This window comes from Bradyrhizobium sp. HKCCYLRH3073, assembly GCF_051167995.1.
GTDB lineage: Bacteria > Pseudomonadota > Alphaproteobacteria > Rhizobiales > Xanthobacteraceae > Bradyrhizobium.
On sequence record NZ_JBNPUD010000016.1, the window covers coordinates 32,068 to 58,014 of the forward strand.

Annotated in this window: 19 protein-coding genes, 1 tRNA gene and 1 pseudogene; 14 read left to right on the forward strand and 7 right to left on the reverse strand. The window is 62.0% G+C overall.

Annotation, left to right across the window (positions count from 1 at the left end; all coding sequences use genetic code 11):
- Nucleotides 1–121 precede the first annotated feature (121 nt).
- On the reverse strand, nucleotides 122–1,492 hold the full coding sequence (locus ACQR1X_RS28035) for a hypothetical protein (protein ID WP_434900054.1): 1,371 nt from the start codon (nucleotides 1,490–1,492) through the stop codon (nucleotides 122–124).
- A 374-nt stretch (nucleotides 1,493–1,866) separates the two neighbouring features.
- Here ACQR1X_RS28035 and ACQR1X_RS28040 point away from each other — a divergent pair.
- The 6 genes and pseudogenes from ACQR1X_RS28040 to ACQR1X_RS28065 all read left to right on the forward strand — a co-directional run.
- Nucleotides 1,867–2,841 (forward strand): annotated as a pseudogene (locus ACQR1X_RS28040) (PGN_0703 family putative restriction endonuclease); the annotation flags it as partial.
- 32 nt (nucleotides 2,842–2,873) lie between these two features.
- The gene (locus ACQR1X_RS28045) at nucleotides 2,874–3,038 is read left to right on the forward strand and encodes a DUF2958 domain-containing protein (protein ID WP_434900055.1); all 165 of its coding nucleotides are present in this window, start codon (nucleotides 2,874–2,876) and stop codon (nucleotides 3,036–3,038) included.
- Between the two features lie 9 nt (nucleotides 3,039–3,047).
- Nucleotides 3,048–6,449: a DUF499 domain-containing protein gene (locus tag ACQR1X_RS28050; RefSeq protein ID WP_434900056.1), complete on the forward strand. Its 3,402-nt coding sequence runs from the start codon at nucleotides 3,048–3,050 to the stop codon at nucleotides 6,447–6,449.
- A 4-nt stretch (nucleotides 6,450–6,453) separates the two neighbouring features.
- Nucleotides 6,454–7,104, forward strand: a complete 651-nt coding sequence (locus tag ACQR1X_RS28055) for a DUF3780 domain-containing protein (protein ID WP_434900057.1) — start codon at nucleotides 6,454–6,456, stop codon at nucleotides 7,102–7,104.
- A 6-nt stretch (nucleotides 7,105–7,110) separates the two neighbouring features.
- Nucleotides 7,111–10,116 carry an anti-phage-associated DUF1156 domain-containing protein gene (locus ACQR1X_RS28060; RefSeq protein WP_434900058.1) on the forward strand — a complete coding sequence of 1,002 codons (3,006 nt, stop codon included), beginning with the start codon at nucleotides 7,111–7,113 and terminating at the stop codon, nucleotides 10,114–10,116.
- 2 nt (nucleotides 10,117–10,118) lie between these two features.
- Entirely contained in the window at nucleotides 10,119–12,863 is a 2,745-nt protein-coding gene (locus tag ACQR1X_RS28065; RefSeq protein WP_434900059.1) for a helicase-related protein, read from the forward strand.
- Between the two features lie 119 nt (nucleotides 12,864–12,982).
- Here ACQR1X_RS28065 and ACQR1X_RS28070 read toward each other — a convergent pair whose 3' ends face one another.
- Together ACQR1X_RS28070 and ACQR1X_RS28075 are read right to left on the reverse strand one after the other, a co-directional pair.
- Nucleotides 12,983–13,546, reverse strand: coding sequence for a hypothetical protein (locus ACQR1X_RS28070; protein WP_434900060.1), 564 nt, complete (start codon nucleotides 13,544–13,546; stop codon nucleotides 12,983–12,985).
- Nucleotides 13,543–14,106, reverse strand: a complete 564-nt coding sequence (locus ACQR1X_RS28075; RefSeq protein ID WP_434900061.1) for a hypothetical protein — start codon at nucleotides 14,104–14,106, stop codon at nucleotides 13,543–13,545. Before ACQR1X_RS28075 ends, ACQR1X_RS28070 begins: the two co-directional genes overlap by 4 nt.
- A 267-nt stretch (nucleotides 14,107–14,373) precedes the next feature.
- Between ACQR1X_RS28075 and ACQR1X_RS28080 the strand changes: the two genes are divergently transcribed.
- Both ACQR1X_RS28080 and ACQR1X_RS28085 read left to right on the forward strand, forming a co-directional pair.
- Nucleotides 14,374–14,967, forward strand: a complete 594-nt coding sequence (locus tag ACQR1X_RS28080) for a DUF4339 domain-containing protein (protein ID WP_434900062.1) — start codon at nucleotides 14,374–14,376, stop codon at nucleotides 14,965–14,967.
- A 17-nt stretch (nucleotides 14,968–14,984) separates the two neighbouring features.
- Nucleotides 14,985–15,761 (forward strand): PP2C family protein-serine/threonine phosphatase, encoded by a 777-nt coding sequence (locus ACQR1X_RS28085; RefSeq protein ID WP_434900063.1) that lies wholly within the window; start codon nucleotides 14,985–14,987, stop codon nucleotides 15,759–15,761.
- A 481-nt stretch (nucleotides 15,762–16,242) separates the two neighbouring features.
- On the opposite strand, the gene ACQR1X_RS28090 is transcribed toward ACQR1X_RS28085, so the two are convergent.
- The 3 genes from ACQR1X_RS28090 to ACQR1X_RS28100 form a co-directional block, all read right to left on the reverse strand.
- Nucleotides 16,243–16,332: transfer RNA gene (locus ACQR1X_RS28090), tRNA-Ser, on the reverse strand.
- Between the two features lie 230 nt (nucleotides 16,333–16,562).
- Nucleotides 16,563–17,219, reverse strand: a complete 657-nt coding sequence (locus ACQR1X_RS28095; protein WP_434900087.1) for an outer membrane protein — start codon at nucleotides 17,217–17,219, stop codon at nucleotides 16,563–16,565.
- A gap of 473 nt (nucleotides 17,220–17,692) precedes the next feature.
- Nucleotides 17,693–18,832, reverse strand: a complete 1,140-nt coding sequence (locus ACQR1X_RS28100; RefSeq protein ID WP_434900064.1) for an ROK family protein — start codon at nucleotides 18,830–18,832, stop codon at nucleotides 17,693–17,695.
- Between the two features lie 358 nt (nucleotides 18,833–19,190).
- Between ACQR1X_RS28100 and rplU the strand changes: the two genes are divergently transcribed.
- The 3 genes from rplU (at nucleotide 19,191) to ACQR1X_RS28115 (ending at nucleotide 20,716) form a co-directional block, all read left to right on the forward strand.
- Entirely contained in the window at nucleotides 19,191–19,574 is a 384-nt protein-coding gene (rplU, locus tag ACQR1X_RS28105) for a 50S ribosomal protein L21 (protein WP_035648644.1), read from the forward strand.
- A gap of 139 nt (nucleotides 19,575–19,713) precedes the next feature.
- Nucleotides 19,714–19,983, forward strand: a complete 270-nt coding sequence (gene rpmA / locus ACQR1X_RS28110; RefSeq protein WP_315715952.1) for a 50S ribosomal protein L27 — start codon at nucleotides 19,714–19,716, stop codon at nucleotides 19,981–19,983.
- A gap of 142 nt (nucleotides 19,984–20,125) precedes the next feature.
- Nucleotides 20,126–20,716: a GNAT family N-acetyltransferase gene (locus tag ACQR1X_RS28115; RefSeq protein WP_316215531.1), complete on the forward strand. Its 591-nt coding sequence runs from the start codon at nucleotides 20,126–20,128 to the stop codon at nucleotides 20,714–20,716.
- A gap of 162 nt (nucleotides 20,717–20,878) precedes the next feature.
- On the opposite strand, the gene ACQR1X_RS28120 is transcribed toward ACQR1X_RS28115, so the two are convergent.
- A complete protein-coding gene (locus tag ACQR1X_RS28120; RefSeq protein WP_434900065.1) occupies nucleotides 20,879–21,796 on the reverse strand; it encodes a DMT family transporter in 918 nt (305 codons plus the stop codon).
- Nucleotides 21,797–21,997: 201 nt separating this feature from the next.
- On the opposite strand from ACQR1X_RS28120, the gene obgE reads away from it, so the two are divergent.
- The 3 genes from obgE (at nucleotide 21,998) to ACQR1X_RS28135 (ending at nucleotide 25,886) form a co-directional block, all read left to right on the forward strand.
- Entirely contained in the window at nucleotides 21,998–23,068 is a 1,071-nt protein-coding gene (gene obgE, locus ACQR1X_RS28125; protein WP_434900066.1) for a GTPase ObgE, read from the forward strand.
- A gap of 317 nt (nucleotides 23,069–23,385) precedes the next feature.
- Nucleotides 23,386–24,522: a glutamate 5-kinase gene (gene proB / locus ACQR1X_RS28130; RefSeq protein WP_315800923.1), complete on the forward strand. Its 1,137-nt coding sequence runs from the start codon at nucleotides 23,386–23,388 to the stop codon at nucleotides 24,520–24,522.
- Between the two features lie 74 nt (nucleotides 24,523–24,596).
- Complete coding sequence (locus ACQR1X_RS28135) at nucleotides 24,597–25,886, forward strand: glutamate-5-semialdehyde dehydrogenase (protein WP_316180345.1); 1,290 nt, start codon at nucleotides 24,597–24,599, stop codon at nucleotides 25,884–25,886.
- The last annotated feature ends 61 nt before the right edge of the window (nucleotides 25,887–25,947 follow it).

Consider the following 25,947-nt stretch of genomic DNA (forward strand, 5'->3'; position numbering starts at 1 on the left):
GGTGCTTGACACGGGTGTAATTCATTCCTCAAATCTATCCTAGCTAACACGAGACCTGCACTGCATCTGCATTAGGCTCCAACCCTCCGGGTTGGAGCCTTCTGCATTTGCATTTGTTGGCTCAGAACAATCCGTGATAGTTTATTGTGTCCCACTTTCGGAATTGACTACGCCACTCGGGGAGTCCTCCGAATAACTCGGCCAACCTACGATCCTCAAACTCAAGGCCGCTATACAGTTCATCAAACCGCGCCTGACCAAGCATCGAGAAAAACCCCGCCGCATCCTGGGCACCCTCGCCGATCGAGTGCGAAACGCCTGTCAGCTTCATGCGAGGTATTGGCGGGCTCTTCCGCGCCGGCCAAGGCTTCAGGATGTCCCGCAATACCACGGCCGAGACGCCTTCTGAGCTGTCATCAACGCGCAATCCCGCCGTAGGATCGAGCTGTTTCATCAAATATCGATACCAGCGCCAGACGCCGCGTACCTTTTCTTCATTGGATTTTGCGTAGCTGCGAACGAGGCGAAGTGCCTTCCGAGGGAAATGGGCCCTGCACAACTTCTCTAGGCGAACCCGCGACCACGCCTCGAACTGCGCCCGGCGCTCATCCGGAACATAGGTCAAGATGTGACTGTGAAAGCCGCGCTGAACGGCGTTTTCGTGGACCCACACATAGTGCATCTCCTCGCCATGCCGCGCATCACTAATGATTCTGCGGCGAGGGCCACTCCCAACACCCAACCACTTCCGGGCCTCGTTCAGGTAAAGGCCCAATACCTTCATTCCTTTCTGCTCATCCACTCGTGGGATCATGGACCAAATGATGATGATGTGTGTGTTCATCACTCTTCCATGCTTCCACATCGCGAAAGAGATGCCATTGAAAAGCTTGATCGCGTCACGAGCCGTCAACATTGACGGCTGCATCTGTGGCGGTGCCGGGCGAAACGGGTTTGCGAGTGGATCGAGTGGTACTGGGGAGTGGTTCGGATTCTCGCCCGCGTCTAAGTACGCGCGCCAGCCCTTCATGAAAGAGCGGTCCCAGTCGGTGTAGGCTTTCTCAATTCTTCGGAGGTCTTCTGCTGCCTGCTTCTCCAACGACCTTTGAATGTCTTTCAGCTGTTCTGGCGTAAATTTGGTCTGCTCGGTAGCTTGGTCATCGGCGGGCTGATCCTCCTCCAGCCAATGTTCGCGCCCCACGTTTCGTGCAACAGCGCCATACTTTTCCAACGCAGGGTGATGCTTTCGGATTCGGTCGAACTGGCGCTTTCGCGCTGCGTCGGTTCGCGACGATTTCGGCTTCGTGGGCGAAACGAGCCCGCGCAATCGCGCTGAAAATTCCCCCTCACCCGTAGCGGCCCAGGCTGTCAAAGCCTCCAGTTCCTTCTCCGGGCGATCCCATAATGACTCCGCGATCAAAGTCCTCGCGAGCTCATTCCGGTCCCTGAAGGATTTCAGATATTTCAGCAGTTCATTATCGCTGTCGGCCATTCCATTCCCCAAGCGCGCCCGGAACCGGCCTTGGTTCACCTGCGGGCACATTCGAAGGCTTCGAGGCGCCTTTCTACGGCCGCTGTCGATTCGCACAACCACCCTGGGCGAACCGGCTGGCCTAGGCCCGCCAGTCCGGCGCGACCAACGCTGACGGGCTGTAAACCATTGATAGGCCGAGATATTTTCTTGAACCAATGCGCTTAGTTTCTAAACGTGCTCCATTCCGCTTCCAAAAAGTTAGGCTAAACATCGCGTTGCCGTTCTCGAATCCCCTGCACGGATCACAGCAGGACATTCGAATGGCCACCCCCTCAGATCGCTTCGAAGTCGCCCCGGAAACCGCATCGTCGAACAACTCGAGCGATAGCGGAATGGCGCGCGACTTTACGGTTGCTTCAGTATTCAAGCAGCTGCCCCGAACGCCGTTGGTCCCGGAAGCCGTGCTCAAACGGCACGGCGCTTACTGCGCATTAGACTCCCGCTTCAGAGCCGCCGCCAGGCTTAAGCAAGCTCTCTGGCTAAAGGCTCAGGGCATCCCAACCGCAGCCGATGATCGCTGCACGACGGATACTCGTTCTTTTCTCGGCTCAATCCTCAGCGCCGAGGCCGCACGCGCCGGCAAGAACTTCCTCAGCGCCGACATCCATCGCCTGGCTCTTCACGAATATCTCATGTGCGAGGAAGATGCGCTAATCGCGCCCGATCGGCTTTTCGGACACGCGCTCAGTTCCGCACCGCTCGTTTTCAATTTATTCGGGCTTCTCGCACTGGATCTGAAACTTGCGACCGCCGTCTTCCGGAGCTTGCTGCCGGGCATCGTACACAAAGTGGAGCGCATCATGTTCGAGCACTCGCCCGGCCGGCGCAGCCACTTGCCTGGGCGCGACATTTGGCTTTCGGATCGAACCGCGGCCGATCTTGCAGTTCAAATCACTACATTGGACGGCCAGCCCGCGACCATCTTCATCGAAGTCAAGCTGAGTGAATCGATGGGTCCCGCAGCCCGCATGAGGGACAGGTATAGTGAAGTATCGCGACAGGTTCTCCTCTATCGCGACGCAGACAGCGCCGTGCTGCGCTCGGATGCGATCGAGCAACTCTGGCGCCTGCACCTTTTGAGTCAGCTGGCCGTGGATAACGGTAATACGCCGCGCGCAGTCTTCCTCGCCGTCGCGCCCCAGCTCAATACGCAGGTCTGGGGCGCATTTCGTGTTTATCAAGGTGAGCTCATCGAACCTAATCAACAAGGCGCTGACCGAGTCCCCTTCGTGCCATTGACGCTTGAGACGGTCATCGAAGCAATCGCCGCGGCGGGAGCCTTAGACTTCGCTCAATCGCTCTGGCGCCGCTACTGCGACTTTGAGCGGGTCTACCAGCTGTGTCTGCAAGAGTTGATTGCCGACGACCCCATTGCTTCAACCGCGCAATCGCGAAGGGGCCGCTCGGCCTCACAGTCGAACGCGACGCCGACTTCATCGGAGACAAGCCTTTGTCCGCCTACTTCGAGAAAGCGCGGGCAGAAGGCCGGATCGTGACTTCATGAGCCAACCGCATGGGTTTTTCCGCAGCCATAACGCCGCGCGACCAGCTGGGAACAACTTTGGGCACCGGTGGGCGGTCCGAGGCCATGTGGCTTCCTGTTAACAATGCGGATCGGTCCAAATTGGTCGGAAGTTTACCCGGACAACCCTCCTCGAATACGCTATGGGAGGACATCTCGGGCAAAAGAGCTTCGGACCTTTCGGCAGCTGCCGCGCATCACTCGGTGACGGTTCGAAAAGCCAGTCGGCCCGATCCAGTGGGCGGGGCCATGCCGATTGCAACAGTAAAACAGCTTTGCGTTCCAAACGCAGTAGTCACCAGCGACAGCCTGGTCGAGCAAGTTGCTCAGATCGAGGACCTCGCTGCCGGCAAGATCGACGGACGGGAGTTCTTTAGACGGAACCATTTTACGGCCGGTCTTGACGTATTGGTCAAGCGCAGCTTCGATCGTCTGGCTGGCAAGTCGGAAGATGGGGCCTTCTATCTGACCCAGGCTATGGGCGGAGGCAAGACGCACAGCCTGATTGCACTCGGCCTTCTAGCTGCCGATCCAGGGCTTCGCCGCGAGGTGGTTCCGAAGATTTCCACTGGCAACGAGTTTGCCACGGCGAAGGTCGTGATCTTCAACGGCCACCAGAATCCGAACACTCTGCTGTGGGGCTATATCGCCGAGCAACTTGGCCGCGGCGATGTGATGGCGCCGTTCTGGCGCAATGGAGCGAGGACCCCAGGCGTCGACGAATGGGTTTCAGCCCTGGGCGATGAGCCCGTCCTGATTCTGCTCGACGAGCTGCCAAGCTACCTCCAGATGGCGCAAGGCGAGACGGTCGGAAACACCACTCTCGGCGATCTCACGATCGGAGCGCTGGAACGCCTGTTCAATGCGCTGCCGCGGTGCCCTCGCGCCTGTGTCGTCGTCACAAACCTGAAGGACGACGTTTACCTCGATGGCTCCGGACAATTGCGCACGCTTATCGAAAGCCTGACGAAACACTACGATCGCAACGCGCAGGCGATCACCCCGGTACAACAGAACACGGGCGAGGTTTTCGCTATCGTTCGCAAGCGGCTGTTCGACGCCTTGCCCTCGGCCGATAAGATCGATGAGGTCGCACAGGCCTATGTCTCCGCGCTTCAGAAGGCAAAGCGAGTTGACACGATTCCGACGACGCCCGAGACCTTCATCGAGCGCATACGCGAGACCTATCCCTTCCACCCCTCCATTCGAGACATAGTGGCACGCTTCGCGGAGAACCGTGGCTACCAGAAGACTCGGGCGCTCATCCGCCTGATGCGTCTCGCGGTGCGAGGCGCCTTGGCCGGCAACGGCAATGCATTCCTGATCGGGCTGCAACACCTCGACTTCAACGACCAAGCGAGCATCGAGGAAATCCGGAAGATCAATCCAGGCTACTCCAATGCCATCTCCCGGGACGTGGCCGACCGGGGTAACGCGCTCGCTGAGAAGATTGACGCGGCCGATGGCAACCCAACGGCTTCAGCGGTGGCCAAGGTCTTGCTGATGTCGTCCCTTTCGGCGGCAGAATCGCCGTTGCGAGGCCTCACCGACGGTGAGCTGATTGAGACGCTCGTCGATCCACTGCTCGACGTGTCCGAGATAAAAGGCAGCCTTAGTCGCCTGGAAGGCCAGGCGTGGTATCTCTTCAAGGGTGTCGATAACCGCGTCTTCTTCGGCCAGACCGCCAACGTAACGGCCGAGATCACCGAGATTGCCGGGAACATCGCGGCCGAGCAGGTCGACCAGACCCTTCGTGATAAGCTCAAAGAGGTATTCAAGCCTCGCACCGGTGCGCTTTACTCCGAGAACATTGCAATTCTGCCTGCCCTTGACGAGATCAAGTTGGATGACGAGCGCCCGACCTTGATCATCCTAGAGCAACCGGCCGACAAGCTTCCTCAGGAGTTCATCGACTGGTGGAACAGGCAGGATTTGCAGAACCGGGTCCTGCTGCTGACGGCGGATCGCAATGCGATTGCGACCCTCAGGACCAGCGCTCGCCGCCAGCGGGCGATCGCCAAGGTGGAGGAACGGATTAAGGCGCAACACGGCCAGGGATCCCCGCAGATGGCCGAGCTTGACGGTGTTCGTGCGCGAGAGGCCGCGGCCTTCACAAGCGCCCTTCGTGAAACGTTCAAGAGCATTGTCTTTCCGATGCGTGATCGAGCCAAGGGGAGCTATCTGCGCTCGTTTGACAATTTTCGAATGGAATTCGACCGCAACGACTATTCGGGCGAACAGCAGATCATCGACACTCTTTCGAAGCGCGGCAAATTCATCTCTAGCGACAAATTTGACGCGGAGTTTGAGACTTTGCGTCTCGATTCCGAAGAAATCTTGTTTGATGCCGACGCGGTTCAACCTGGTTCACTCAAGCGCAACTCTGCCGTCCGGTCCGGGTGGTATTGGCTACCGAAAGGTGGCCTGGAACAGTTGACACGAGCAGCCGTTCTGCGCGGCTTCTGGCGCGAGAAGGATGGCTTGGTCGCGAAGAAGTGGGAGCGCATCACGCGAGTCACTGCCAGGCAGGACGACTTCGCGCAAGACCCGATGGTGACGGGCCGTTTTCAGGTGAATGTGGCGCCTGAGGACGCCGATATCGTTTACGTCTCTGAAAGCGGCCCGCCCGATCCTTCGAAAGCGCAGAAACTCGACGGTCGCGTGTACGAGACGGCGGCGCCCGCAGTATGGTTCCTCGGCGTCGATTCGAAGGGCGTTGCCAAGACAGGCGAGCCCTGCGAATGGCGCGCGCCGATCCGTGTCAAGCCGGACGTGAAACGCACTTCCAATGGTTATCGAGTATCACTCAACGCGATTCCGCGAGCGGCGACCATTCGCGCGACCTTCGACGGGTCCGACCCGAAGACTGGCCCCGAGGTGCCGCACGGCGAGATGGATGCGCCACCGGGCGCGAAACAATTTCGTGTCGTCGCTGAGGTCAGCGGCCAGTTCAGCCAGGAAGAGACCGCGTCGCTTGCTTCTGGTATGGACGATCCCGGTGGCCCCCGCTCTCCGCAACCAAAGGCCGCGTTGAAGCCGGACGCCGTTACTACCATGACCTCGCGCTTCGAGCCCAAAGAAACCGCAGCGGCGTTCTCGGCACTTGATCGGCTCGCAAAGATGTCGGACGCAAAGGTTTTTGGCGGCTCTCTCGATCTTAGCGGCGCGCGCTCGGAAGGAGATTTCCTGACACTCCGGCTCGGGCGCGATGTCGCAGTTTCGGCGGCTGCGCTCGACCAAAAGGTCAAGGAGCTGAGCGCACTGCTCAACTCACCTGCGCCGACCGTCAAGCTTCGCTTGGACGGCATTGTGTTTCCGTCAGGGCGCGATCTGACGGCGTTCTGCGACGCTTTCGATCTTGATTTCGACCGCGTCGAATGGAAGCAGGAGTGATTCCATGGCCACTGCAGCTGCGAATTTCGACTGCGTTGATATCTACCAGGAGCACGGGTATCTGGTGCGCCTTACCAAAGGACGCGAGGCCAAAGTGCAGGTGTTCGAGGTGTTCGGCCGTCCCCCGACCGACCGCGAGCCGCAATGGGCACCAGAGACGGTGCTGCGTTGCGAGGCGGCGCGCGAGGTGTGGGACGTGGTGTCGCCGGAGGCGCGCACCGAGTTCAATCGACGCCTGAAGGTCGAAGGAAAACCCGCCGGGCGCTGGGGCGCGGACGAAACCGCGGTGCAGCGGCTATTTGGCAAGGAACTGCTCGTGTTGCTCTGGGCTGTCGAGGCGTTAGATGTAAAGCCTGAGGAGATTGCCGTTGCCATTCGCAACTGGCATGGGCTTAAACCCGAAGAGCGGTGGTGGCTCTACACCATGACGGCTGCGTCTACCGGCCTCGCCCATCAAATTGGCATGGGCTGGCGCGGCGCGCTGCGGCAGGCCCTGTGCTTCGGCACGCGTACCGATACATTCCATCTTGGGGCAGTCGCAGGTCGGGGAACGCTGGAACCGCGGGTCAATAACGGCTTTGTGCCGACAAAGAAAAAGTCGAAACCGAAGAACGAGGGGCCGGGCTTCCTGTTCGCGCCCGTTCCAGCCGAGTGAGTCTTCATGAACGTCGCTGCTGCTATTGCCTCGCCGAAGCCCGGCCTAGCGCCGTTTTCCCTCGCGGATGTACCCGCCTTCATCGAGCGGCAACTTCCAGTCGGTAGGCTTTCGGCTGAAGCTTACAAGGAACGAAAGGCTGGCGCGAGCCAGACTCTCACCGCTCTCGGATCCTATTGGAAAGGGCGTAAGCCTCTCGTCCTCGTGCGTGCGGTCGTGCTCGGGTCTCTGCTGCCTGCCGGTCAGGACGCGGCAGCCGATCTCGACATCTTTTTAAAGCTTATGGCGATGGATGACGGCGCCTTCGCACGGCGTTTTGATGGAGGGCCGAAGAGATTCGCCTCGCTATTTCCAGCCTATGCCGAACTCGTCACCGAGGAGCGCGGGCGTCGGCGCGTTTGGCGAGAGGATCTCCGTAGAGAGCAGCGGGACGCGCGGATAGCTGAGGCCTTTGCAACGCTACCGTATGCGGAGCGACTCACGGCTGTTCGTCGGCCAGAAGAATGCGACGAGGCGGAATTGCTAGAGCCGATCTGGCCAATGGTGAATCGCCATCTCGGCACTAACGCGCGAAACATGTCCGAATTGATCGATGAACTGGGCGTGGCGCGTTTCGGGCGGCGACCGAAAATAACCGACACTTTCTGCGGAGGCGGATCGATCCCATTTGAAGCCGCACGACTCGGCTGCGAAACCTACGCGTCAGACCTGAATCCTATTGCTTGCCTGCTCACGTGGGGCAGCTTCAACATCATTGGCGCATCGCAGGAGCGACGCTCTCAAATCGAAAAAGAGCAGCGCAAAGTAGTGGCGACAGTAAACGCAGAAATTACTAGGCTTGGCATCGAGCAAGATGCTGAGGGAAATCGAGCCAAAGCTTTCCTTTATTGCCTTGAGACACGCTGTCCGCGCACCGACTGGATGGTTCCCATGGCACCGAGCTGGGTCATCTCAAAGTCCCGGCGTGTGATCGCGAAACTCGTTCCCGACAATGCGGCGAAGCGCTACGAAATTGAAATTCACGCCGGTGTCTCAGCATCCGAGATGGCGGAAGCAGAGATTGGCACGATACGTGACGGGCGCCTTGTGCATCCAATGAATCCGGAGCGGTCGGGCGTTGAGATCAAGACAATCCGGGGCGACTATCGCGACGCAAATGGTCAAACTCTCAATCGCCTGCGCTTATGGGAAAAATTTGATTTTATGCCTCGACCGGGCGACATCTATCAGGAGCGACTATACTGCGTTCAGTGGATTGCTAGAGAAAGCATCGACAAAAGCAGGCCGGATACTTTTTTTTCGGCTGTAACGGATGACGACCTGGCCCGCGAGCGCCAGGTTGAAGCCATTGTACGCGAGAACATTTCACGATGGCAGGAACAGGGATTCGTGCCGGACATGGAGATTGAACCGGGCGATAAGACCGACGAGCCAATCCGAACCCGCGGCTGGACCTATTGGCATCATCTATTCAACGCTCGCGATCTTCACGTTCTCGCAACGCTGCGTGCCAATTCAACTTCGCCGGAACTCTATGCTGTTGAACCACTGCTGCTCGATTATAGGAGCAAGCTTTGCCAATGGATTACTTCCGGAATCCGAACTGCAAAAGACGGGTCTGGAAAGCAAACCGGGGGCGCGGGCGACTTCTCAAATCATGTATTTTACAATCAAGCGCTCAATCCATTCTACAACTACGCCTCGCGTTCGGGGCGAACGTTTCTGGAAACTTTGCAGGATTTTCACCCGGTGTCTAAACCCTTGGAGCGCACTGGGATTGTTGAGACAGCTCCTGCCGCCGCGACCAAGTGGCCCTCAGATCTGTATGTAACAGACCCTCCTTACGCCGACGCCGTAAATTATCACGAGATCACCGAATTTTTCATTGCTTGGCTGCGCAAGAACCCGCCAGCGCCCTTCGATCAATGGAGTTGGGACTCGCGGCGGCAACTCGCCATCAAGGGGAAGGACGAGCACTTTCGCCGCGACATGGTCGCCGCCTACGCTGCCATGACCCGCCACATGTCAGACAACGGTCTGCAGGTGGTGATGTTCACTCACCAGGATGCCGGCGTTTGGGCCGACCTGGGCGCCATCCTCTGGGCGGCCGGCCTTTCCGTCACCGCCGCCTGGAACGTCGTCACCGAGACCGAAAGCGCATTGAAAGAGGGCAACTATGTCCAGGGCACCGTATGCCTCGTGCTGCGAAAGCGCCTTGGCGAAGCAAACGCTCGACGCATGGAAATCGAAGCCGAGATCGAGGAGGCGGTCGCCGACCAGCTTGCTCGCCTCACCGCGCTTGACGACAGCTGGCATGAACGCGCCCACGCAGAGACGCTCTATACCGATGGAGACTTAACGCTTGCTGCCTACGCCGCTGCTCTCCGAGTCGTCACGGCCTACTCTACTATCGACCGTCAACCACTCGACCGCGACCTCTACCGCAAGCTCGGCAAGGGCGAGACGACGATGCTGCGCGAGCTCATCGGCTACGCCGAAAGCGTTGCCAACAACCTGCTCGTCCCGGGCGGTTTCCCACATGAGATGTGGCGCGACCTGAGGACGCCGGAGCGTTACTATGTCCGGATGCTCGACATGGAGGCGAAAGGCTCCGCCAAAGTCGCCGACTTCCAGAACTTCGCCAGGAGCTTCGCTTTCAGCGGGTACGCTGAACTGATGGCTTCCACCACCGCTAACGCAGCCGCTCTAGCCGGCGCCGGGGACCTCAAGGGCCGCATGTTGGCGGACCACGCCGACGCGAGCGAAGGCTTCGCAGCTTCCCAGCTTCGGCAAGTGCTGTTTGCAATTTGGAAGACGATGGAGGGCGGTACACTGGATCCCAAACGTGGCGTCACCATCCTCAAGACCGAATATGCCGCCGACTATTGGCAGCGCCGTCAGAAGCTGATCGCACTCGCCAGTTATATCGCTCTCAAGACCAGTCGGACTCGACCAGAGGAGAGCTCTGCCGCGCACGAGCTCTCCGAAGCGTTGAAGCTCGACAGGGTCTAGGGATGGCGATCGATCGCTATTCTTCGCGGCGTGAAGCGCTCGGGCCCGTTCTGACCGCGCGCCTCGCGGACGCTTCTCGCTACCTCCGCATAGCTGGATACTTCCGTTCCTCCCTGCTCGAAGTAGTCGGCGAAGCGCTTGAGACTGTCGCGGAGATCAGGGTCGTGTGCAATGGCGACCTTGATCCGTACGACGTGAAGGTTGCCAAGGCTGCCCGCGACGGGCAGGAGGCATTGGCGCGCACGCTAGTTTCATCCTGGCAATCGACTGAGGATGGACTCGACCTCTTGCTTGCGCGTGAGCGCTACCGGCGCTTGCATGACCTTCTCGCCTCCGGACGCATGAAGGTCCGCGTCGTACCACGCGACGCAAACAATGTCTTCGTTCATGGCAAAGCCGGAGTGATCGAGCACGGTGACGGGCGGGTCTATTCTTTCGTGGGAAGCGTGAACGACAGCGCTTCCGGGTTTCGCCATGCCTACGAGATTCTCTGGGGCGATGAAGACGCAGCCGCCGCTCAATGGGTGCGCGACGAATTCGAGCACTTCTGGCGACAGGGCGTCGACTTGCCTGACGCGGTGGTGAAGCACGTCGCCGCAATGGCGAGCCGAATCGAGTATCGTTCGATCGAAGCCGCTCGCGCCGTGGACGGCAGCGTACCTGTCGAAGCGGTGCTGGCCGAACGACCGATTTATAAGGGCGGACAGATATTGCGCCCCTGGCAGAAGCGCTTCGTACAGACCTGCATCGAGGATTGGCGTCTGCATGGCAGCGCGCGCTATTTGATCGCAGACGACGTTGGCCTGGGCAAAACCCTGTCGATGGCGGCAGCCGCGCTGGTGCTCTCGATCCTCGATGACAAGCCCGTGCTGATCCTCGCACCAGCTACGCTCATTTGGCAGTGGCAAGAGGAACTCGAAGATAAGCTCGGTGTGCCAGCTGCGGTCTGGTCGACCACAAAGAAGTGCTGGCTCGACGGCAAGCGGCGACCATTGACGCAGAAGGGCGATCCGAGTTTTGCGGCGAAGTGCCCGTGGCGTGTCGGTATTATTTCAACCGGTCTGATAGTCAACGGCGATGACGAAGGCGAGCGCGGCGCCCTAGCGCGGAAACGGTTTGGCGTTGTCATCCTCGACGAAGCACACAAGGCACGCGCGTCGCGGGGGCAGAATGGACGTGATGCGCCAAAGCCAAACAACCTACTTACGTTCCTGCGGACTATCGCGCGTGACGCGACGAACGTAATTCTTGGCACCGCGACCCCGATCCAGCTCAATGCGGTAGAACTTTGGGACTTGCTGATGGGCTTGGGGCAAGGAGCTCCCCAGGTTCTCGGAACGCCCTTCGATGGCGGTGAATGGGTGCGCGAAGATTCGATTGGCTTTCTCACTGGCGACCGCGCCTGGCCAATGAACGACACGAACCGTTGGGGCCTCTTTCGTAATCCGTTACCCCCTGCAGCCGAGCATCCGGTCTTTCGCGATATCCGCAGCGACGCGGGCCTAGCCTCGCGCGAGGTGCTCGGCCCTCGTTATGACGCGCTAAGCGGCGATATTCGCACGGAGTTCTTGAGTGACTTCCGCCTCCTCGCCGAGCGGCACAATCCGATTGTCCGCCGTGTCGTGCGTCGTACCAGGCCTATGTTGGAAGCTGAAGGCCTGCTAAAGCGCATTGGGGTGATCGTCCACCCACGAGTCGGTGATGGATTGCCGGCAACGCTGTTCAATGGCGAAGGGCTTGAGATGAGCCTCGCCTTCAGGGCAGCTTACGAGGCGGCGGAGGCGTTCAGTCGGCTCTACGCACAAAGGTGTCCCGGCGCAGGGTTCTTAAAGACAATTCTGCTAAGGCGGATCGGTTCGTCCGCTCTAGCGGGGCTGGAGACCGCTAGGCACTTGCTTAGTCGAATTGATGAATCGCTCCTGTCAGAAGATGAGATTGGTGACGAGGGCGAGCCGGCCGTGAGCGCACCTCCTGACTCCCAGGAAATCCAGTACCTGCGTGAGGTCGAGCGCAATCTCGCTGCTGTGATCGCGGGGTCTGATGTGGATCCCAAAGTCCAGGTCATCTTGCATTTTCTTCAAGAGCGCCGATGGCTTGAAGACAACGGCGCGATCATATTCAGCCAGTATCGGACCACTGCCGAGTGGGTGCTCGAAGCGCTCTGTGAGGCTTTTCCTGAAGAGCCGGTTGCGCTGTATGCTGGCGGCGCGGCATCGTTTGTCGCGCGGGGTGGAGAACGCAGAACGGCGACACGCGAGCAAATCAAACAACGCATTCAAGATGGAGAAATTCGGCTGGTCTGCGCAACCGACGCCGCGTGCGAAGGCTTAAACCTCCAGCGTCTTGGCGCCCAGGTGAATGTGGATATGCCTTGGAATCCATCGCGGCTCGAACAGCGCAAGGGGCGCGTGCAGCGGATCGGGCAAATCCGCGACAACGTGCACGTCCTGAACCTTCGCTATGCCGGCACTGTCGAGGATGATGTCTACACCGCGCTATCTGACCGATTCGGTGATATCTTTTCGGTTCTCGGCCAGCTCCCTGACGCCTTTGAAGACGATTGGATCGCGGCGATCCTGAAGGATCGTTCTGCGGTGCTTAACTTCTCGCAGCGAGTCGAGATGACGAAGCCTCCAATGGAGCTACGCTACAACCAGGACATGGACGATCACGGACTCGACTGGGAATATACGGAGCAGGTCCTATCCTCGCGTGATCTCGATGCCTGGATGCGTCAGGGCTGGTAGGCGCTAACCCGACTCCATTGAAGCGTCGGCCTGCCAGCTTAGAGAATAGCGTCCCGTCAACCAACACCACTGCGATGACACCAAGGCCAACAGCTATTCTCCTGCCGGCATCACCGAGCTTATGGCGCGGGCACCCAAACGAGAAAGCGATCAGTGTCCTTTCCGTGCCGCATGAAGATGACGCTCCGCCCGTAGCCATCTAGCAGTATCTTCTTGCCCCCGCGCGTCACAGCAAGCGCAGGCTCGTCCTGCGAGAACGGTTTGTCCTTAGGCCAACTATCGGCACTGTGCCGTGGGTCGCTCCACTCCGGCTTGCCACCGACCGTGAACGATGGATTCGTGATGAACTCGCTGTACGGAATGACGCGGTCTTTTTTCGGACTGAGCGCAGGGATTACGTCGGTCTTGAGCAGGTCTTCCCTCGTCCACTCCTCGCAAACGAACTCGTTCACGCCGGTCACATTCTGTAAGAAGCCGGACTGGCGCTTCTCGGCGATGGAAGCGAGGATGTCCTTATCCGCGTCAGGAAGCTCCTCAAATCTTGCGCCGCCCTCAGCCAATTTTTGGAGGCGCACCGCTTCGCCGCCGTGTCCCGCAATCTTCTTTCCGAACCGCGGTGAGGTGAGCTCGCCCCAAGTCCAGCGAGCCTTCATGTCCCGAGCGGAGATCTTGGTGCCTTTCATTCGTCCGCTTCCTCGCGCTTCTCACCCTTCAGCTTAAAGTTCTTCTCGTATAGGCTCACGAGGCCTTCGATAAATTTGCGAGCATTGTCGATCGTCTTCCGAGCCTGCTCCTCGCCACGGAATTGGCCTTGGTGGACCACGCCGTTCCGATCGTCGTTTATCTCGCCGGCGATCTTGTTCAGGCGTTTCAGTTCAGCAAGCTTCTGCTCGGCCTTGGTGAGCGTGCGCCGCTCGCGAACGGAAAGCTCATAGTTCGGCGCATCGGTCTTGAGAACAGGGATAAGGAGCTGGTTCATCTTCCCGTTCAGCCCATTGGCGTTCTTGAGCAAGATATTGACCACTGCAGGCTTTAGCCTGAAACGAACTTCGAACTCCTGTCGCAAGGCGAAATTGGCCGCGATCTCGGCCGCGGTGGCGGCGCGGACGACGGCAGCGGACCACTCCTCCCGGGTGTGGAAGCCAGAAAGCTTGTGCCACTGCGAATTGATCTTTTCGAGGTCGGTGCGCTGATCGTATGGTTTCTTCGTCTGTTCGGTTTTGACCTTTGAAAAGCCCTTCACTGCAATCCTAGCCCCATGAATCAGAGATCTGAGGATTGCACGCCGTCTATTCATCTGACAACCGCATAGGTTGTACCCGCTTCGAGGGCTCGCAGCCCGAATTCCTTCTGATCATCGGAGAGCTGGCGGGCATGAACACGGTCAGCAGCTTGAGAGCACACGACGCCCTATTTCGACATTCGCTTCGGGCTGAAGCGAAAGATCGGCCCCCCTTGGATGAACCTTTCAACGGGAATCGTTGGAAGCCAACAAGACGAGGGGGCAATAATGAGCAATACGAACGAAACGAGCGGGACAAGCACCGGTGATTGGTTTTTTATCGAGAATGGCCAACGTAAGGGCCCTCTAACTAGGGCCTACCTATTGGAGCTCTTACGAGCAGAGAAAATCAGCGGCGACACGCCTGTTTGGCGCAAAGGCCTTGCCGATTGGCAGCCTCTACGGACCGCTGATCTAGGCGCATGTCTTCAGGACACCCCTCCACCCGTTGCCCCGATGCATGTGAACAACAGTCTCGTCTGGACCCTGGCCATTGCTCCCATTGGCTATGCATTCCTCGCAGGCTGGCGCGACGTCGAAATGATGGAGAATCCCTTCAGCGATCAATCCTTCGCTCAGTTCATCGCTTTGGGCGTACCATTGGTACTGAACGCCGCGCTCTGTCTTCTCGATGAACGGCAACTAAAGCGCGCGGGCTATGCCGACAGATGGCTAACGCTCTTTGGTATTCTTCTTGCTCCCGTCTACCTCTTTCTACGTGCGAAACGGCTGCGGCAGTTTCCGAGCTACGGGATCGTGTGGGTCGCCTGCTTTATTGTCTCATTCTTGATGTCAATTCCGGGCGGCCTTTTCCTCCGATAGCACCTGAGCGGGTAGACATGCCGCACCTGTCCATAGCCGCTTTTACCCATCGCGGTCGCGTGCGCCCGGAGAATGAGGACGCGATTGCCATCGGCACCCGCATCCTGACCGGCAACATGAACACGCCGGTCGTCTTGACGACACCGAACGATTGCTGCCCCCTGATGATCGCGGACGGTATGGGTGGCCACGCGCACGGCGCGATGGCCAGTCGAGCCGTCCTCGATTATCTGGTTGCAGCAATGGATCGGCTTTCAGATCCTGCCTCCTGCGCCGAAGTCATTGAGGAAGCCAATCAACAGCTCTTTGAACTCATGCGAGAACACCGTGAAGCGCTTGGCATGGGCACGACCCTTGTCGGAGCCATTCTAGCAGCCGACCGACTGACCACCTTCAACGTCGGGGATAGCGGCTGTTATCTGTTCAGCGCTGGCCAATTGGTTCAACTCAGCTATGACGACGTGCTTGAAGGTGAGAACAAAGCCTTCGGTGCCCCCCGATCCCACGCCCTTACTCAGGCGCTGGGTGGCTCTTCGTTTCCCGTCGCGATCGAACCCCACATCTCCGTCGACTCGCCACTTGCGCCCGGGGAGACCCTGCTCCTATGCAGCGACGGCCTCAGCGATATGGTCTCCAACCAGGCCATCAGCCACACGTTGAGGACGGTCAAAGACCCTCTTCGATGCGCACGTCGTCTCGCTGCAGCGGCGTTCAGCGCGGGCGCTAAAGACAACGTATCTCTCATAATTGCCCGACGTACCGACGCTTCCAGCACCACGACCGGGAGCCGCTAAGCCGGTGAGGGTTGCTTCTTTTTCGCCTTCCACCGAAGGAAGCGCATTTCCCGCGCCTCCTTTTCTTTCCTGAGAGCCTTTCTTAGACGCTCCCGCCGGTCCTTCTTGGCTGCGGGACTGAGTTGCTTAGCTTTTGTGGCTTTTTTCTTCGCGGCTCGTGGGAGGAGACCTCCCTTAGGCCCATAGTTGCGAGCGCCGAATGTACGCTTGCTGAACATTCACCCCCCATTTTATCAGCGGCCATGCCTCGGCGCCGTCGATCAGCCCTGGACGGGCCGCTCCTCAAGGTCTTGATCCGCAACTATTCTATGCCAACGTTGAGCGTCAAAGTTCTGAAACCACCCGACTACGCTTCCAAAACCGCCTGCCTTCCTCTGCATTCCTAAACCTCGCACTTCGCGCGTGGGTATGGGCTGAAGTATGGGCCACGTGAAGGGCCGAACCCTGAAGCACTGGAATATAAAGGAGTTTTTCTTCAGTTTGGCGGAGAGGGAGGGATTCGAACCCCCGATAGGCTTGCACCTATGCCGCATTTCGAGTGCGGTGCATTCAACCACTCTGCCACCTCTCCAGGCGCAAATCAGGGGCGAGCCCCCGGGTCGGGCGCCGTTCTAGGGCACGATGCGGGGAGTGACAAGGCAGCCGGTCGAAATTTTCCGGGGGCTCGCGCAGGCGCGCCATTGCGGTCCGCTCGGGGAAGCGGACCGCACGCGGCGGCTGAACGGCTGCACCGCTCGCCCCGCGCTCCGGCGGCCCCAGACTGACGCGGGCCGTCGAACCCGATGGTCTGCGCAGCGCCCGTCAGCGGAACAGGTCGAAATGGTAGTTCAAGCCGACCCGCACGGAGTGGATCTTGGCCGCCCGCCAGTCCGGCAGGTCGTCGTGCTTGAGATCTGTGTAGAGATATTCGAGCTTCGCCGACCATTTCGGCTGGAACGCCCATTCGGCGCCAGCGCCCGCGGTCCAGCCCATCTTCATCTTGTGGATCGGCCCGTCCTTCAACTCGCCCGCCGCAAGACCCGCCGTACCATACAGCCACAGGCGCTGGTCGAGCACCGCGATGCCGGCGCGCGCGCGGCCGGAGGTGAGCCAGGGCATGCTGACGGCCGGATCGACGACATCGCCCTTGCGCGAGAGGCCGGTGAATTCGAGATCGTTCTCGATGCCGACCACGAACATCGGCGAGATCTGGTAGTTGTAGCCGGCCTGCACGCCGCCGATCACGCCGGACAGCTTGCCGCCATTGCCGCCGGCGGCGTTCGTGAAGGAGTCGTTTCCGGTGAAGGCGCCGCCGACATTGGCGCCGGCATAGAAGCCGGTCCAGGAGAACGGCGCCGGTGCGGCCGCATAGGCCGGCGCCCTGTAGGAAGTCGCCGCCAGGTCCGCCGCCTCCGCCCCGCCGCAGCCCAGCGCCGCCAGCGCCATGGCGGCCATCCCGTATCTCGCGCGTCCGATCATCATGTCCTCACACTCCACCCGGCGCGAGATTGCGCCGTCAAAATCCCACCGCATTTGGGATGTTGATTTATAAACCGTCTAGTCGGCTTGTAAATAGATCTGCGTGATACCGACGGCGATTTGTGCCTGCGGTCGGCGCGGCGGCCGGCGACGGGAGGTCAGGGACAAAGGTGGGACCGCCGTACGCTGACACATACCGGCGGTCCCGTGTCGCTACATCTTGGGGAAACCGACGGAAGAGACGGGGGTCAATCCGGCCGGCCTGAGCGACACCGGCGACCCTGGGCCATCTGCGCGTGCATCGCAATGCGAACCGTTCCTTAACCTAACCAGTCAAGGTTACCGGGTTCCATCCCATCCGACTGGTTGTACGGCGGTTTTCCGCACGTCCTGGCGCGGGGAGACACCCCTGCTGCAGCGCAACATTGCCCTCCCGTCAGGCCCTGGCAGACACGGTGCGGCCGCGTCAATGCTCAATCCTTCTTCTTCTTGGCCGCCTTCTTGTCGTCGGCCTTGTCCTCCTTGGCCTTGTCGTCCTTGTCCTTGCGGCCGTTCTCCTTGCGGCGGTTGGTGAAGCGGGCATTGCCCAGGCCGGTGCCGATGGTCAGCACGCCCCAGCGCTCGAACTCCTGCATGAACGGCACCTCGGAGAGCCCCTGCACGACGCCGTCATTGTGCATCAGCACCGCGGTGTCGTGGTCGCCGATCATCGGGATCGCCTCGACCAGGCTGGCCGGCAGGTTGAACTTGCTGCTCTCCCAATTGCCCGGCAGGTTCTGCGCGCCCTTTTCGATCGAGCCGTCCTCGTTGATGACGCCGGGACAGGCGATGCCGATGAAAGGCGCAAGCTTGAGGCCCTCGGTGTCAGCCTCCTCGATCAGCCCCTTCAGCATCTTGGCGAGCCGCTTGACCGCACCTTCCCGCGTGGGCTCGTCATCGGCATGGCGCCAGAGATCGGACTTCCACACCGACGCTTTCGACAGATCCGGCGACTCCTTCCAGGCGGTCTCGACGACGCCGCAGCGGATGTTGGTGCCGCCGATGTCGACGGCGAGGATGCTGTCATGGGCCTCGAAGATCCACGACGGCGCCAGATGCAGTGCGCCGATCAGGCCGGCATCGTCGGGATGATAGCGGATCGGCTCCAGCTCGACGCCAAAGCCCTCGTCCTTGAGGATGATCTCGGTGCGCGCGATCGCCAGCTCGCCGAGCCGGGAATCGCGAAAACCGCCGCCGACCACGATGCATTCGGTCTTGGCCCAGGCCTTGGTGCGCAGGAAGCGGCGGGTGACATGGGCAAGCTCCTGGGCGAACTCCTCGATCGCCGAATGCACCACGGCCGAGGCCTCGGTGTCGTCGCCGACCAGGATCGCATCCAGAGTCTTCTTGCTGATGGTCTCGCTGTCCTCGTCGCCGAACGGGTCCTTGCCGGACTTGCGCAACGGCTTGCGCCAGCGCTCCAGGATCTTGCGGAAGGCGCCCTTGGAGGCACGGTCGCCGAGAAAGCCGTCCTCGTCCTTGAGCTCGATGTTGAAGCTGTCGATCTCGACCGACGGCAGCCGCGCGGCGCCGTGGCGGGCGATGCCCGTGGTGGTCATGACGTCGTCGGCCATGTGATCCTGCCCTGTTGTACGTTGGGCTCGAACAACGGCGGAGGGAACAGTTGGTTGCGGGTCCGGTGCGACGGGTCGAGCGAATAGCGGCCGGGGCTCGGCGGGATCCGGGCATCCGTCCGGCCGGCAACCGTCCATTCACCTTGACTCGCCGGCTCACCCCGCTATAAGCGCCCGATCGACCGGCGCGGGCGTTCCTGCGCCGTTTGTCGTTGCGCTCTTTTCGGAGGCGTCAAAGCCTCGGGCGTAACTGCCGGCCCCGATCGGGCCGGACTCCATGAACCATAACGACTGAACAAGAAGCCGACCCGGGGCCATCGCGCTCTGAGGCCGGGATCGAACACGAAGGATGAGAACGATGTTCGCAGTCATCAAAACCGGCGGCAAGCAATACCGCGTCGCCCCGGATGATGTGCTCGAGATTGGCAAGATCGACGGTGAGCCCGGGACGATCGTGCAGCTGAACGAGGTGCTGGTGGTCGGCGGCGATACGCCGGTGCTGGGCATCCCTGCGGTGGCCGGCGCGTCCGTGGCCGTCGAGGTGCTGGACCATAAGCGCGGCCCCAAGGTCATCGCGTTCAAGAAGCGCCGCCGCAAGAATTCCCGCCGCAAGCGCGGCTACCGTGACGAGCTGACCTTGATCCGCGTCTCTGAGATCCTGACCGACAACGCCAAGCCGACCAAGGGCCCGCGCCCGAAGAAGGCCAAGGCGGAAGCCCCGGCGGCCGACGCCGCGGAGTAAGCGTGCCGGCGCGCGTCTCGCGCGCCGCACCGGCTTGAACCTCATCGCGCGTGGATTTTTTGTCCGCGCAGGTTGCAAATGTGAATGATCCCTTAGCGGAATCGCGCTAAAGGTGATCGCAAGAGATCGGAGACGAGCGATGGCTCACAAAAAGGCAGGCGGTTCATCCCGCAACGGACGCGACTCCAAGGGCAAGCGCCTCGGCATCAAGGCGTTCGGCGGCGAGCGCGTGATTCCCGGCAACATCATTGCGCGTCAGCGCGGCACCACCTGGCATCCCGGCCTCAACGTCGGCATGGGCACGGATCACACGATCTTCGCGAAAATCGACGGCGTCGTCGAATTCCATGCCCGCGCCAACCGCACGTTCATTTCGGTGCGTCCGGTAGCCGCCGAGGCTGCTGAATAGAATACGGTGGAACGATACGCGTCCGCCGGGTCCTGATGAACCGGCGGAGCGCCAGATGGCTCCAGGGGAGGCGGGACAACCGGCCTCCCCTTTTCATTTTCGCTGATCCGAAACTGATCCCGAAGCGTCGATGGAGCCCGACATGCTGCAGGACATCACCACCCCCACCTTGCGCGAGGCGAGACCTTGCGTCCTCGAGACCCCCCGGCTGACGCTGCGGGCGCCGGTGCTCGCGGACGTGACAGCCATCGCCCGGCTCGCCGACGACCGTGTTATCGCCGAGAATACCCGCCGCCTGCCGCATCCCTATTCGGAGGTCGATGCCGCTCGCTTCGTTCGCGGGCTGGAGCAGACGGGTGAGACCGCCTTCCTGATCGAGCACCTCGACACGCCGATCGGGATGGTCGGGATCAATCGACCAGCAACAGGCCGCGCCGAGCTCGGCTACTGGCTCGGCGTTGCGCATCGGGGCCGCGGCTTCGGCACCGAAGCCGCGCGCGCCGCGATCGACCATTTCTTCGAGACGAGCGAGGACAATGTGCTGATCGGGCACGCCCGCGTCAGCAACCCAGCCTCGCGCAACATCCTCGAAAAGTGCGGCTTCCAATGGACCGGCGTCGAGCTGCACCGCTTCGAGGTGATCGGCTCCTCGGCGCCCATCGACGCCTTCCGCCTGACCCGTGGGGTCTGGTCGTCGCTGAAGGCCTGGGCCAATGCGGGGCGGCGGATTTAGCCGAGGCGACCGTTCCATCACTCGTGTCGTCCCGGCCTCGAGCCGGGACCCATAGCCACCGAAATCGGTGGTGGGATCACGCTGGAGCCACAGCCTTCTCCACCACAGGCCGCACGGAGTCTGGGTCCCGGCTCGAGGCCGGGACGACGGCGGTGAACGCCGCTACACCGGGGGATTCACCGCACCCTGTGCCTGCCCCAGGCTGCGTTCGCGCAAGTAGATGTACAGCCCCGCGCCGATGATGATGATGGCGCCGATGATGGTCGCGGGATGGGGCACATCGCCGAACACGACGAAGCCGAACAGCACGGCCCAGACGATCATCGTGTACTGATAAGGCACGACGACCGAAGCCGGGGCCAGCTTCAGCGAGCGGTTGACGCAGAAGAGAGCGGTCACCGAGATGAGACCGGCGGCGGCGAACAGCACCAGGCTGCCGGGTGTCGGCGTCACCCAGCCGAACGAGGACATCGCGGCGCCGAGCAGGAAGGTGCCGACGAACTGCGACGACGCCATCACGATGTCGGGCGTCGCGCGCAGCGAACGCGTGATCAGCATCAGCACCGCGAACGACAGACTGCCGCCGAGTGCGATCAAGGCCGGCAGGCTGAAGGTCTGCGCCGAGGGCCGCAGCGCGATCAGCACGCCGCAGAAGCCGATCAGGATCGCGGTCCAGCGCCGCCAGCCGACATGCTCGCGCAGCACCAGCGCCGACAGCGCGGTGACGAAGATCGGCCCCGCGAGATAGTAGGTGATGACGTCGGCGAGCGGCAGATAGACGGTGGCGAGGAAGAACGCCGCCACCTCCAACGTCGACAGGATCACGCGCACCAGCTGCAGCCAGGGACGCTCGAGCTGCAGGAACGCGGCGCGGTTGCGCCAGATGAACGGTGCGAGCAAGAGTAGGGCCGCACAGGCGCGCAGCCACAGCAGCTGGCCGACGGCATAGGTCGAGACCAGGAACTTGCCCAAGGCATCGCCGAACGAGAACATCGCGATCGACAGCAGCATCAGGCCGATGCCGGCGAGCCGCGCCGAGCGCTCATCGTTGGCGGTGGAGATTCGGGACAGCACGCTCATGACGAGGCTGCCTTATCAGCCCGACCGCGGTGGCTCCAGCCCTTCCGCCGAAAGCGTGACGCAGCCCTGCCGCAACCCCTGCGCAACGCTTGTCCAAGTCGTGCGCAGCGCGGCTTTACCGCTCGAAATTAAGGCTTCGGGCCGAATTAAACCCATTCCGCGGTTGCCGTGGGGACCCGCCTCGCCTACGTAGGGCGCATCATGAAATTCCTCGATGAAGCCAAGGTCTATGTGCGCTCCGGCGACGGCGGCAACGGTTGCGTTGCGTTCCGGCGCGAGAAGTTCATCGAGTTCGGTGGGCCGAACGGCGGCAATGGCGGCCGCGGCGGCGACGTGATCATCGAGGCTGTCGATGGACTCAACACCCTGATCGACTACCGCTACCAGCAGCATTTCAAGGCCCAGAAGGGCGAGAACGGCATGGGCAAGGACCGCCATGGCGCCGGCGGCAAGTCCGTGGTGCTCAAGGTTCCCGTCGGCACCCAGATCTTCGACGAGGACCGCGAGACGCTGATCCACGACTTTACCGCGGTCGGCGAACGGTTCGTGCTGGCCGAGGGCGGCAATGGCGGCTTCGGCAACGCGCACTTCAAGTCGCCGACCAACCGGGCGCCGCGCAACGCCAATCCCGGCCAGCCCGGCGAGGAGCGCTGGATCTGGCTGCGCATGAAGCTGATCGCCGATGCCGGCCTGGTCGGGCTGCCGAATGCCGGCAAGTCGACCTTCCTGTCCAAGGTCTCGGCCGCCAAGCCGAAGATCGCCGATTATCCGTTCACCACCCTGCATCCGCAGCTCGGCGTCGTGAACGCCGACGGCCGCGAATTCGTGCTGGCCGACATTCCCGGCCTGATCGAGGGCGCGCATGAGGGCGCGGGCCTCGGCGACCGTTTCCTCGGCCATGTCGAGCGCTGCCGTGTGCTGCTGCATCTGGTCGATGCTACCTGCGAGCACGCCGGCAAGGCCTACAAGACCGTGCGGCACGAGCTCGAGGCCTATGGCGGCGAGCTGACCGACAAGATCGAGATCGTCGCGCTGAACAAGATCGACGCGGTCGACCCGGACGAGCTGAAGAAGCAGAGAGACCGGCTGAAGCGCGCCGCCAAGAAGACGCCGCTGCTGATCTCCGGCGCCACGGGCGAAGGCGTCAAGGAAGCCCTGCGCAAGCTCGCCGACGTCGTTGGGGAGTCGCCGGTCTCCAACAAGGCCAAGAACGCGGTCGAGAATGCTGCGACCGAGGAGCCGTGGGCGGCCCCGGTGCCACCGCAGGGCTGAGGCTCGAACCGAACCTTGCGCTGCGGACTGAGCCCGGCGCATATGTCGCAGCACCAAATTCGTATCTTACCTCTGAAGGACTGCCGACCAGCATTCGCTCAAGGTTGTTTGCAAGCGATCGCCTAGAGATCGGTGCACTCCCTCCCCCCTTGTGGGGGAGGGTTGGGGAGGGGGGTGCCCCGGCGGCGGTCTTGCCGTGTGGACCCCCACCCCCGACCCCTCCCCGCAAAAGGGAGGGGAGCGCACCACCTTTCGTGGCGCCAGCTCCACTCGATCTTGAGAGTCCGCCCATGGCAGCTGACTTGACCGAATTCACCATGGCACCCCGTCTCGAAAATTTCCGCCGCATCGTCGTCAAGGTCGGCTCGTCGCTGCTGGTCGATTCCGAGGCCGGCGAAGTCCGCGCCTCCTGGCTGACGGCGCTGGCCGCCGACATCGCCCGGCTGCATGGCCGCGGCTGCGAGCTGCTGGTGGTGTCGTCGGGCTCGATCGCGCTCGGCCGCAGCCGGCTGAAGCTGCCGCGGGGACCATTGAAGCTGGAGGAGAGCCAGGCGGCGGCCGCGGTCGGCCAGATCGCGCTGGCGCGGATCTGGTCGGAGGTGCTCGGCGCCCATGGCATCGGCGCCGGCCAGATCCTGGTGACCCTGCAGGACACCGAGGAGCGCCGCCGCTATCTCAACGCGCGCTCGACGATCGCCAAACTGCTGGAATGGCGCGCGGTGCCTGTCATCAACGAGAACGATACGGTCGCCACCGCCGAAATCCGCTACGGGGACAATGACCGTCTCGCCGCCCGCGTCGCCACCATGGCCAGCGCCGACCTGCTGGTGCTGCTGTCGGACATCGACGGCCTCTACACCGCGCCGCCCGCGCAGGATCCCAACGCCCGGCTGATCCCCGTGGTCGAGAGCATCACCGCCGACATCGAGGCGATGGCCGGCAGCGCGGCATCCGAACTGTCCCGCGGCGGCATGAAGACCAAGATCGAGGCCGCGAAGATCGCGACCACCGGCGGCACCCACATGCTGATCGCCTCCGGCAAGATCGAGCATCCGCTGGCGGCGATCGCCAATGGCGGCCGCTGCACCTGGTTCCTGACCCCGGCCAATCCGGTCACCTCGCGAAAACGCTGGATCGCCGGCTCGCTGGAGCCGAAGGGCACGCTGACGATCGACGCCGGTGCGGTCAACGCCCTGCGCGCCGGCAAGAGCCTGCTGCCGGCCGGCGTGATCAAGGTCGAGGGACAGTTTGCCCGCGGCGACGCGGTGGTGGTGCGCGGGCCCGACACCCACGAGATCGGCCGCGGCCTCATCGCCTACGACGCCGATGACGCCGAGCGCATCAAGGGCCGCTCCTCGCCTGATGTCGCAATCATTCTCGGCGTGTCGGGACGAGCGGAGATGATCCATCGCGACGATCTGGTGATCGGCCCGGCGGGCGTGGGGCCGGCCTAGAGCCCCGCCGCCGACGTTCGCAAATGGCCGCTTTCCGTGCTACTGGAGAGCCTTAATTCAAGGTTGAACCGCCCATGACCGCGCCTCTCAAGGCTATCGACGGCAGCGCCGATCTGCCCCAGCTGATGAACGATCTCGCCAAGCGCGCCCGTGCGGCGGCGCGTGTGCTGTCGCTGGCGCCGGCCGAGCAGAAGAACCGCGCGCTGGAGGCGATGGAGCGGCGGATCCGCGCCCGCGCCGACGCCATCATCGCCGCCAATGCCGAGGACGTCGCCGACGCCAAGGCGGCCGGCATGACCTCGTCCTTCCTTGATCGCCTGACATTGACCCCGGCCCGCGTCGCCGCGATGGCGGACGGCATCGCCGTGGTACGTGGCGTCGCCGATCCGGTCGGCGTGGTCACCGAGAGCTGGCAGCGGCCGAACGGCATGACCATCGAACGCGTGCGGGTGCCGCTTGGCGTGATCGCCGTGATCTTCGAGAGCCGCCCCAACGTCGCGGCCGACGCCGGCGTGCTCTGCCTGAAGTCCGGCAATGCCGTGATCCTGCGCGGCGGCTCGGACTCGTTCCGCTCCTGCCGCGCCATCCATGAATGCCTGGTGGAAGGCCTGCGCGAGGCGGGCCTGCCGGAGGCCGCGATCACGCTGGTGCCGACGCGCGACCGCGCGGCCGTCGGGCTGCTGCTGTCGGGCCTGAACGGCGGTGTCGACGTGATCGTGCCGCGTGGCGGCAAGAGCCTGGTCGCGCGCGTCGAGGCCGAGGCGCGCGTGCCGGTGTTCGCGCATCTCGAAGGCGTGAACCACGTCTATGTCGATGGCGCCGCCGACCTGGAGATGGCCAAGTCGATCGTGCTGAACGCCAAGATGCGCCGCACCGGCGTGTGCGGCGCGGCCGAGACCTTGCTGATCGATCGCGCCTCGCAGGACAAGATCAAGCCGCTGGTCGACCTGCTGATCGGCGCCGGCTGCGAGGTGCGTGGCGACGATGCCGTGCGCGCGGCCGATGTGCGGGTGAAGCCGGCCAGCAACGAGGATTGGGACACCGAATATCTCGACGCCATCATCGCCGCGAGGGTCGTCGACGGCGTCGATGGCGCGATCGCTCACATCCACGCGCATGGCTCGCATCATACCGATGCGATCGTCACCGACGACAATGCGGCCGCCGACAAGTTCCTCAACGAGGTCGACTCGGCGATCGTGCTGCACAACGCCTCGACCCAGTTCGCCGACGGCGGCGAATTTGGTTTTGGCGCCGAGATCGGCATCGCCACCGGCAAATTCCATGCGCGCGGCCCAGTCGGCGTCGAGCAGCTCACCAGCTTCAAATACCGGATCCACGGCACCGGGCAGACGCGGCCATGACGGCCGCATCTTGTGGTTGAGTCGCACGAGCAGCAGGGGGCAGCCGTGACCGACACCACAG

Excerpts from the sequence above, each read along its gene's own strand:
- ACQR1X_RS28035 (WP_434900054.1), bottom strand. The coding sequence starts at position 1,492 with ATGGCCGACAGCGATAATGAACTGCTGAAATATCTGAAATCCTTCAGG.
- ACQR1X_RS28050 (WP_434900056.1), top strand. The coding sequence starts at position 3,048 with ATGGGTTTTTCCGCAGCCATAACGCCGCGCGACCAGCTGGGAACAACT.
- ACQR1X_RS28055 (WP_434900057.1), top strand. The coding sequence starts at position 6,454 with ATGGCCACTGCAGCTGCGAATTTCGACTGCGTTGATATCTACCAGGAG.
- ACQR1X_RS28060 (WP_434900058.1), top strand. The coding sequence starts at position 7,111 with ATGAACGTCGCTGCTGCTATTGCCTCGCCGAAGCCCGGCCTAGCGCCG.
- ACQR1X_RS28065 (WP_434900059.1), top strand. The coding sequence starts at position 10,119 with ATGGCGATCGATCGCTATTCTTCGCGGCGTGAAGCGCTCGGGCCCGTT.
- ACQR1X_RS28070 (WP_434900060.1), bottom strand. The coding sequence starts at position 13,546 with ATGAAAGGCACCAAGATCTCCGCTCGGGACATGAAGGCTCGCTGGACT.
- ACQR1X_RS28080 (WP_434900062.1), top strand. The coding sequence starts at position 14,374 with ATGAGCAATACGAACGAAACGAGCGGGACAAGCACCGGTGATTGGTTT.
- ACQR1X_RS28085 (WP_434900063.1), top strand. The coding sequence starts at position 14,985 with ATGCCGCACCTGTCCATAGCCGCTTTTACCCATCGCGGTCGCGTGCGC.
- ACQR1X_RS28095 (WP_434900087.1), bottom strand. The coding sequence starts at position 17,219 with ATGATCGGACGCGCGAGATACGGGATGGCCGCCATGGCGCTGGCGGCG.
- ACQR1X_RS28100 (WP_434900064.1), bottom strand. The coding sequence starts at position 18,832 with ATGGCCGACGACGTCATGACCACCACGGGCATCGCCCGCCACGGCGCC.
- rplU (WP_035648644.1), top strand. The coding sequence starts at position 19,191 with ATGTTCGCAGTCATCAAAACCGGCGGCAAGCAATACCGCGTCGCCCCG.
- rpmA (WP_315715952.1), top strand. The coding sequence starts at position 19,714 with ATGGCTCACAAAAAGGCAGGCGGTTCATCCCGCAACGGACGCGACTCC.
- ACQR1X_RS28115 (WP_316215531.1), top strand. The coding sequence starts at position 20,126 with ATGCTGCAGGACATCACCACCCCCACCTTGCGCGAGGCGAGACCTTGC.
- ACQR1X_RS28120 (WP_434900065.1), bottom strand. The coding sequence starts at position 21,796 with ATGAGCGTGCTGTCCCGAATCTCCACCGCCAACGATGAGCGCTCGGCG.
- obgE (WP_434900066.1), top strand. The coding sequence starts at position 21,998 with ATGAAATTCCTCGATGAAGCCAAGGTCTATGTGCGCTCCGGCGACGGC.
- proB (WP_315800923.1), top strand. The coding sequence starts at position 23,386 with ATGGCACCCCGTCTCGAAAATTTCCGCCGCATCGTCGTCAAGGTCGGC.
- ACQR1X_RS28135 (WP_316180345.1), top strand. The coding sequence starts at position 24,597 with ATGACCGCGCCTCTCAAGGCTATCGACGGCAGCGCCGATCTGCCCCAG.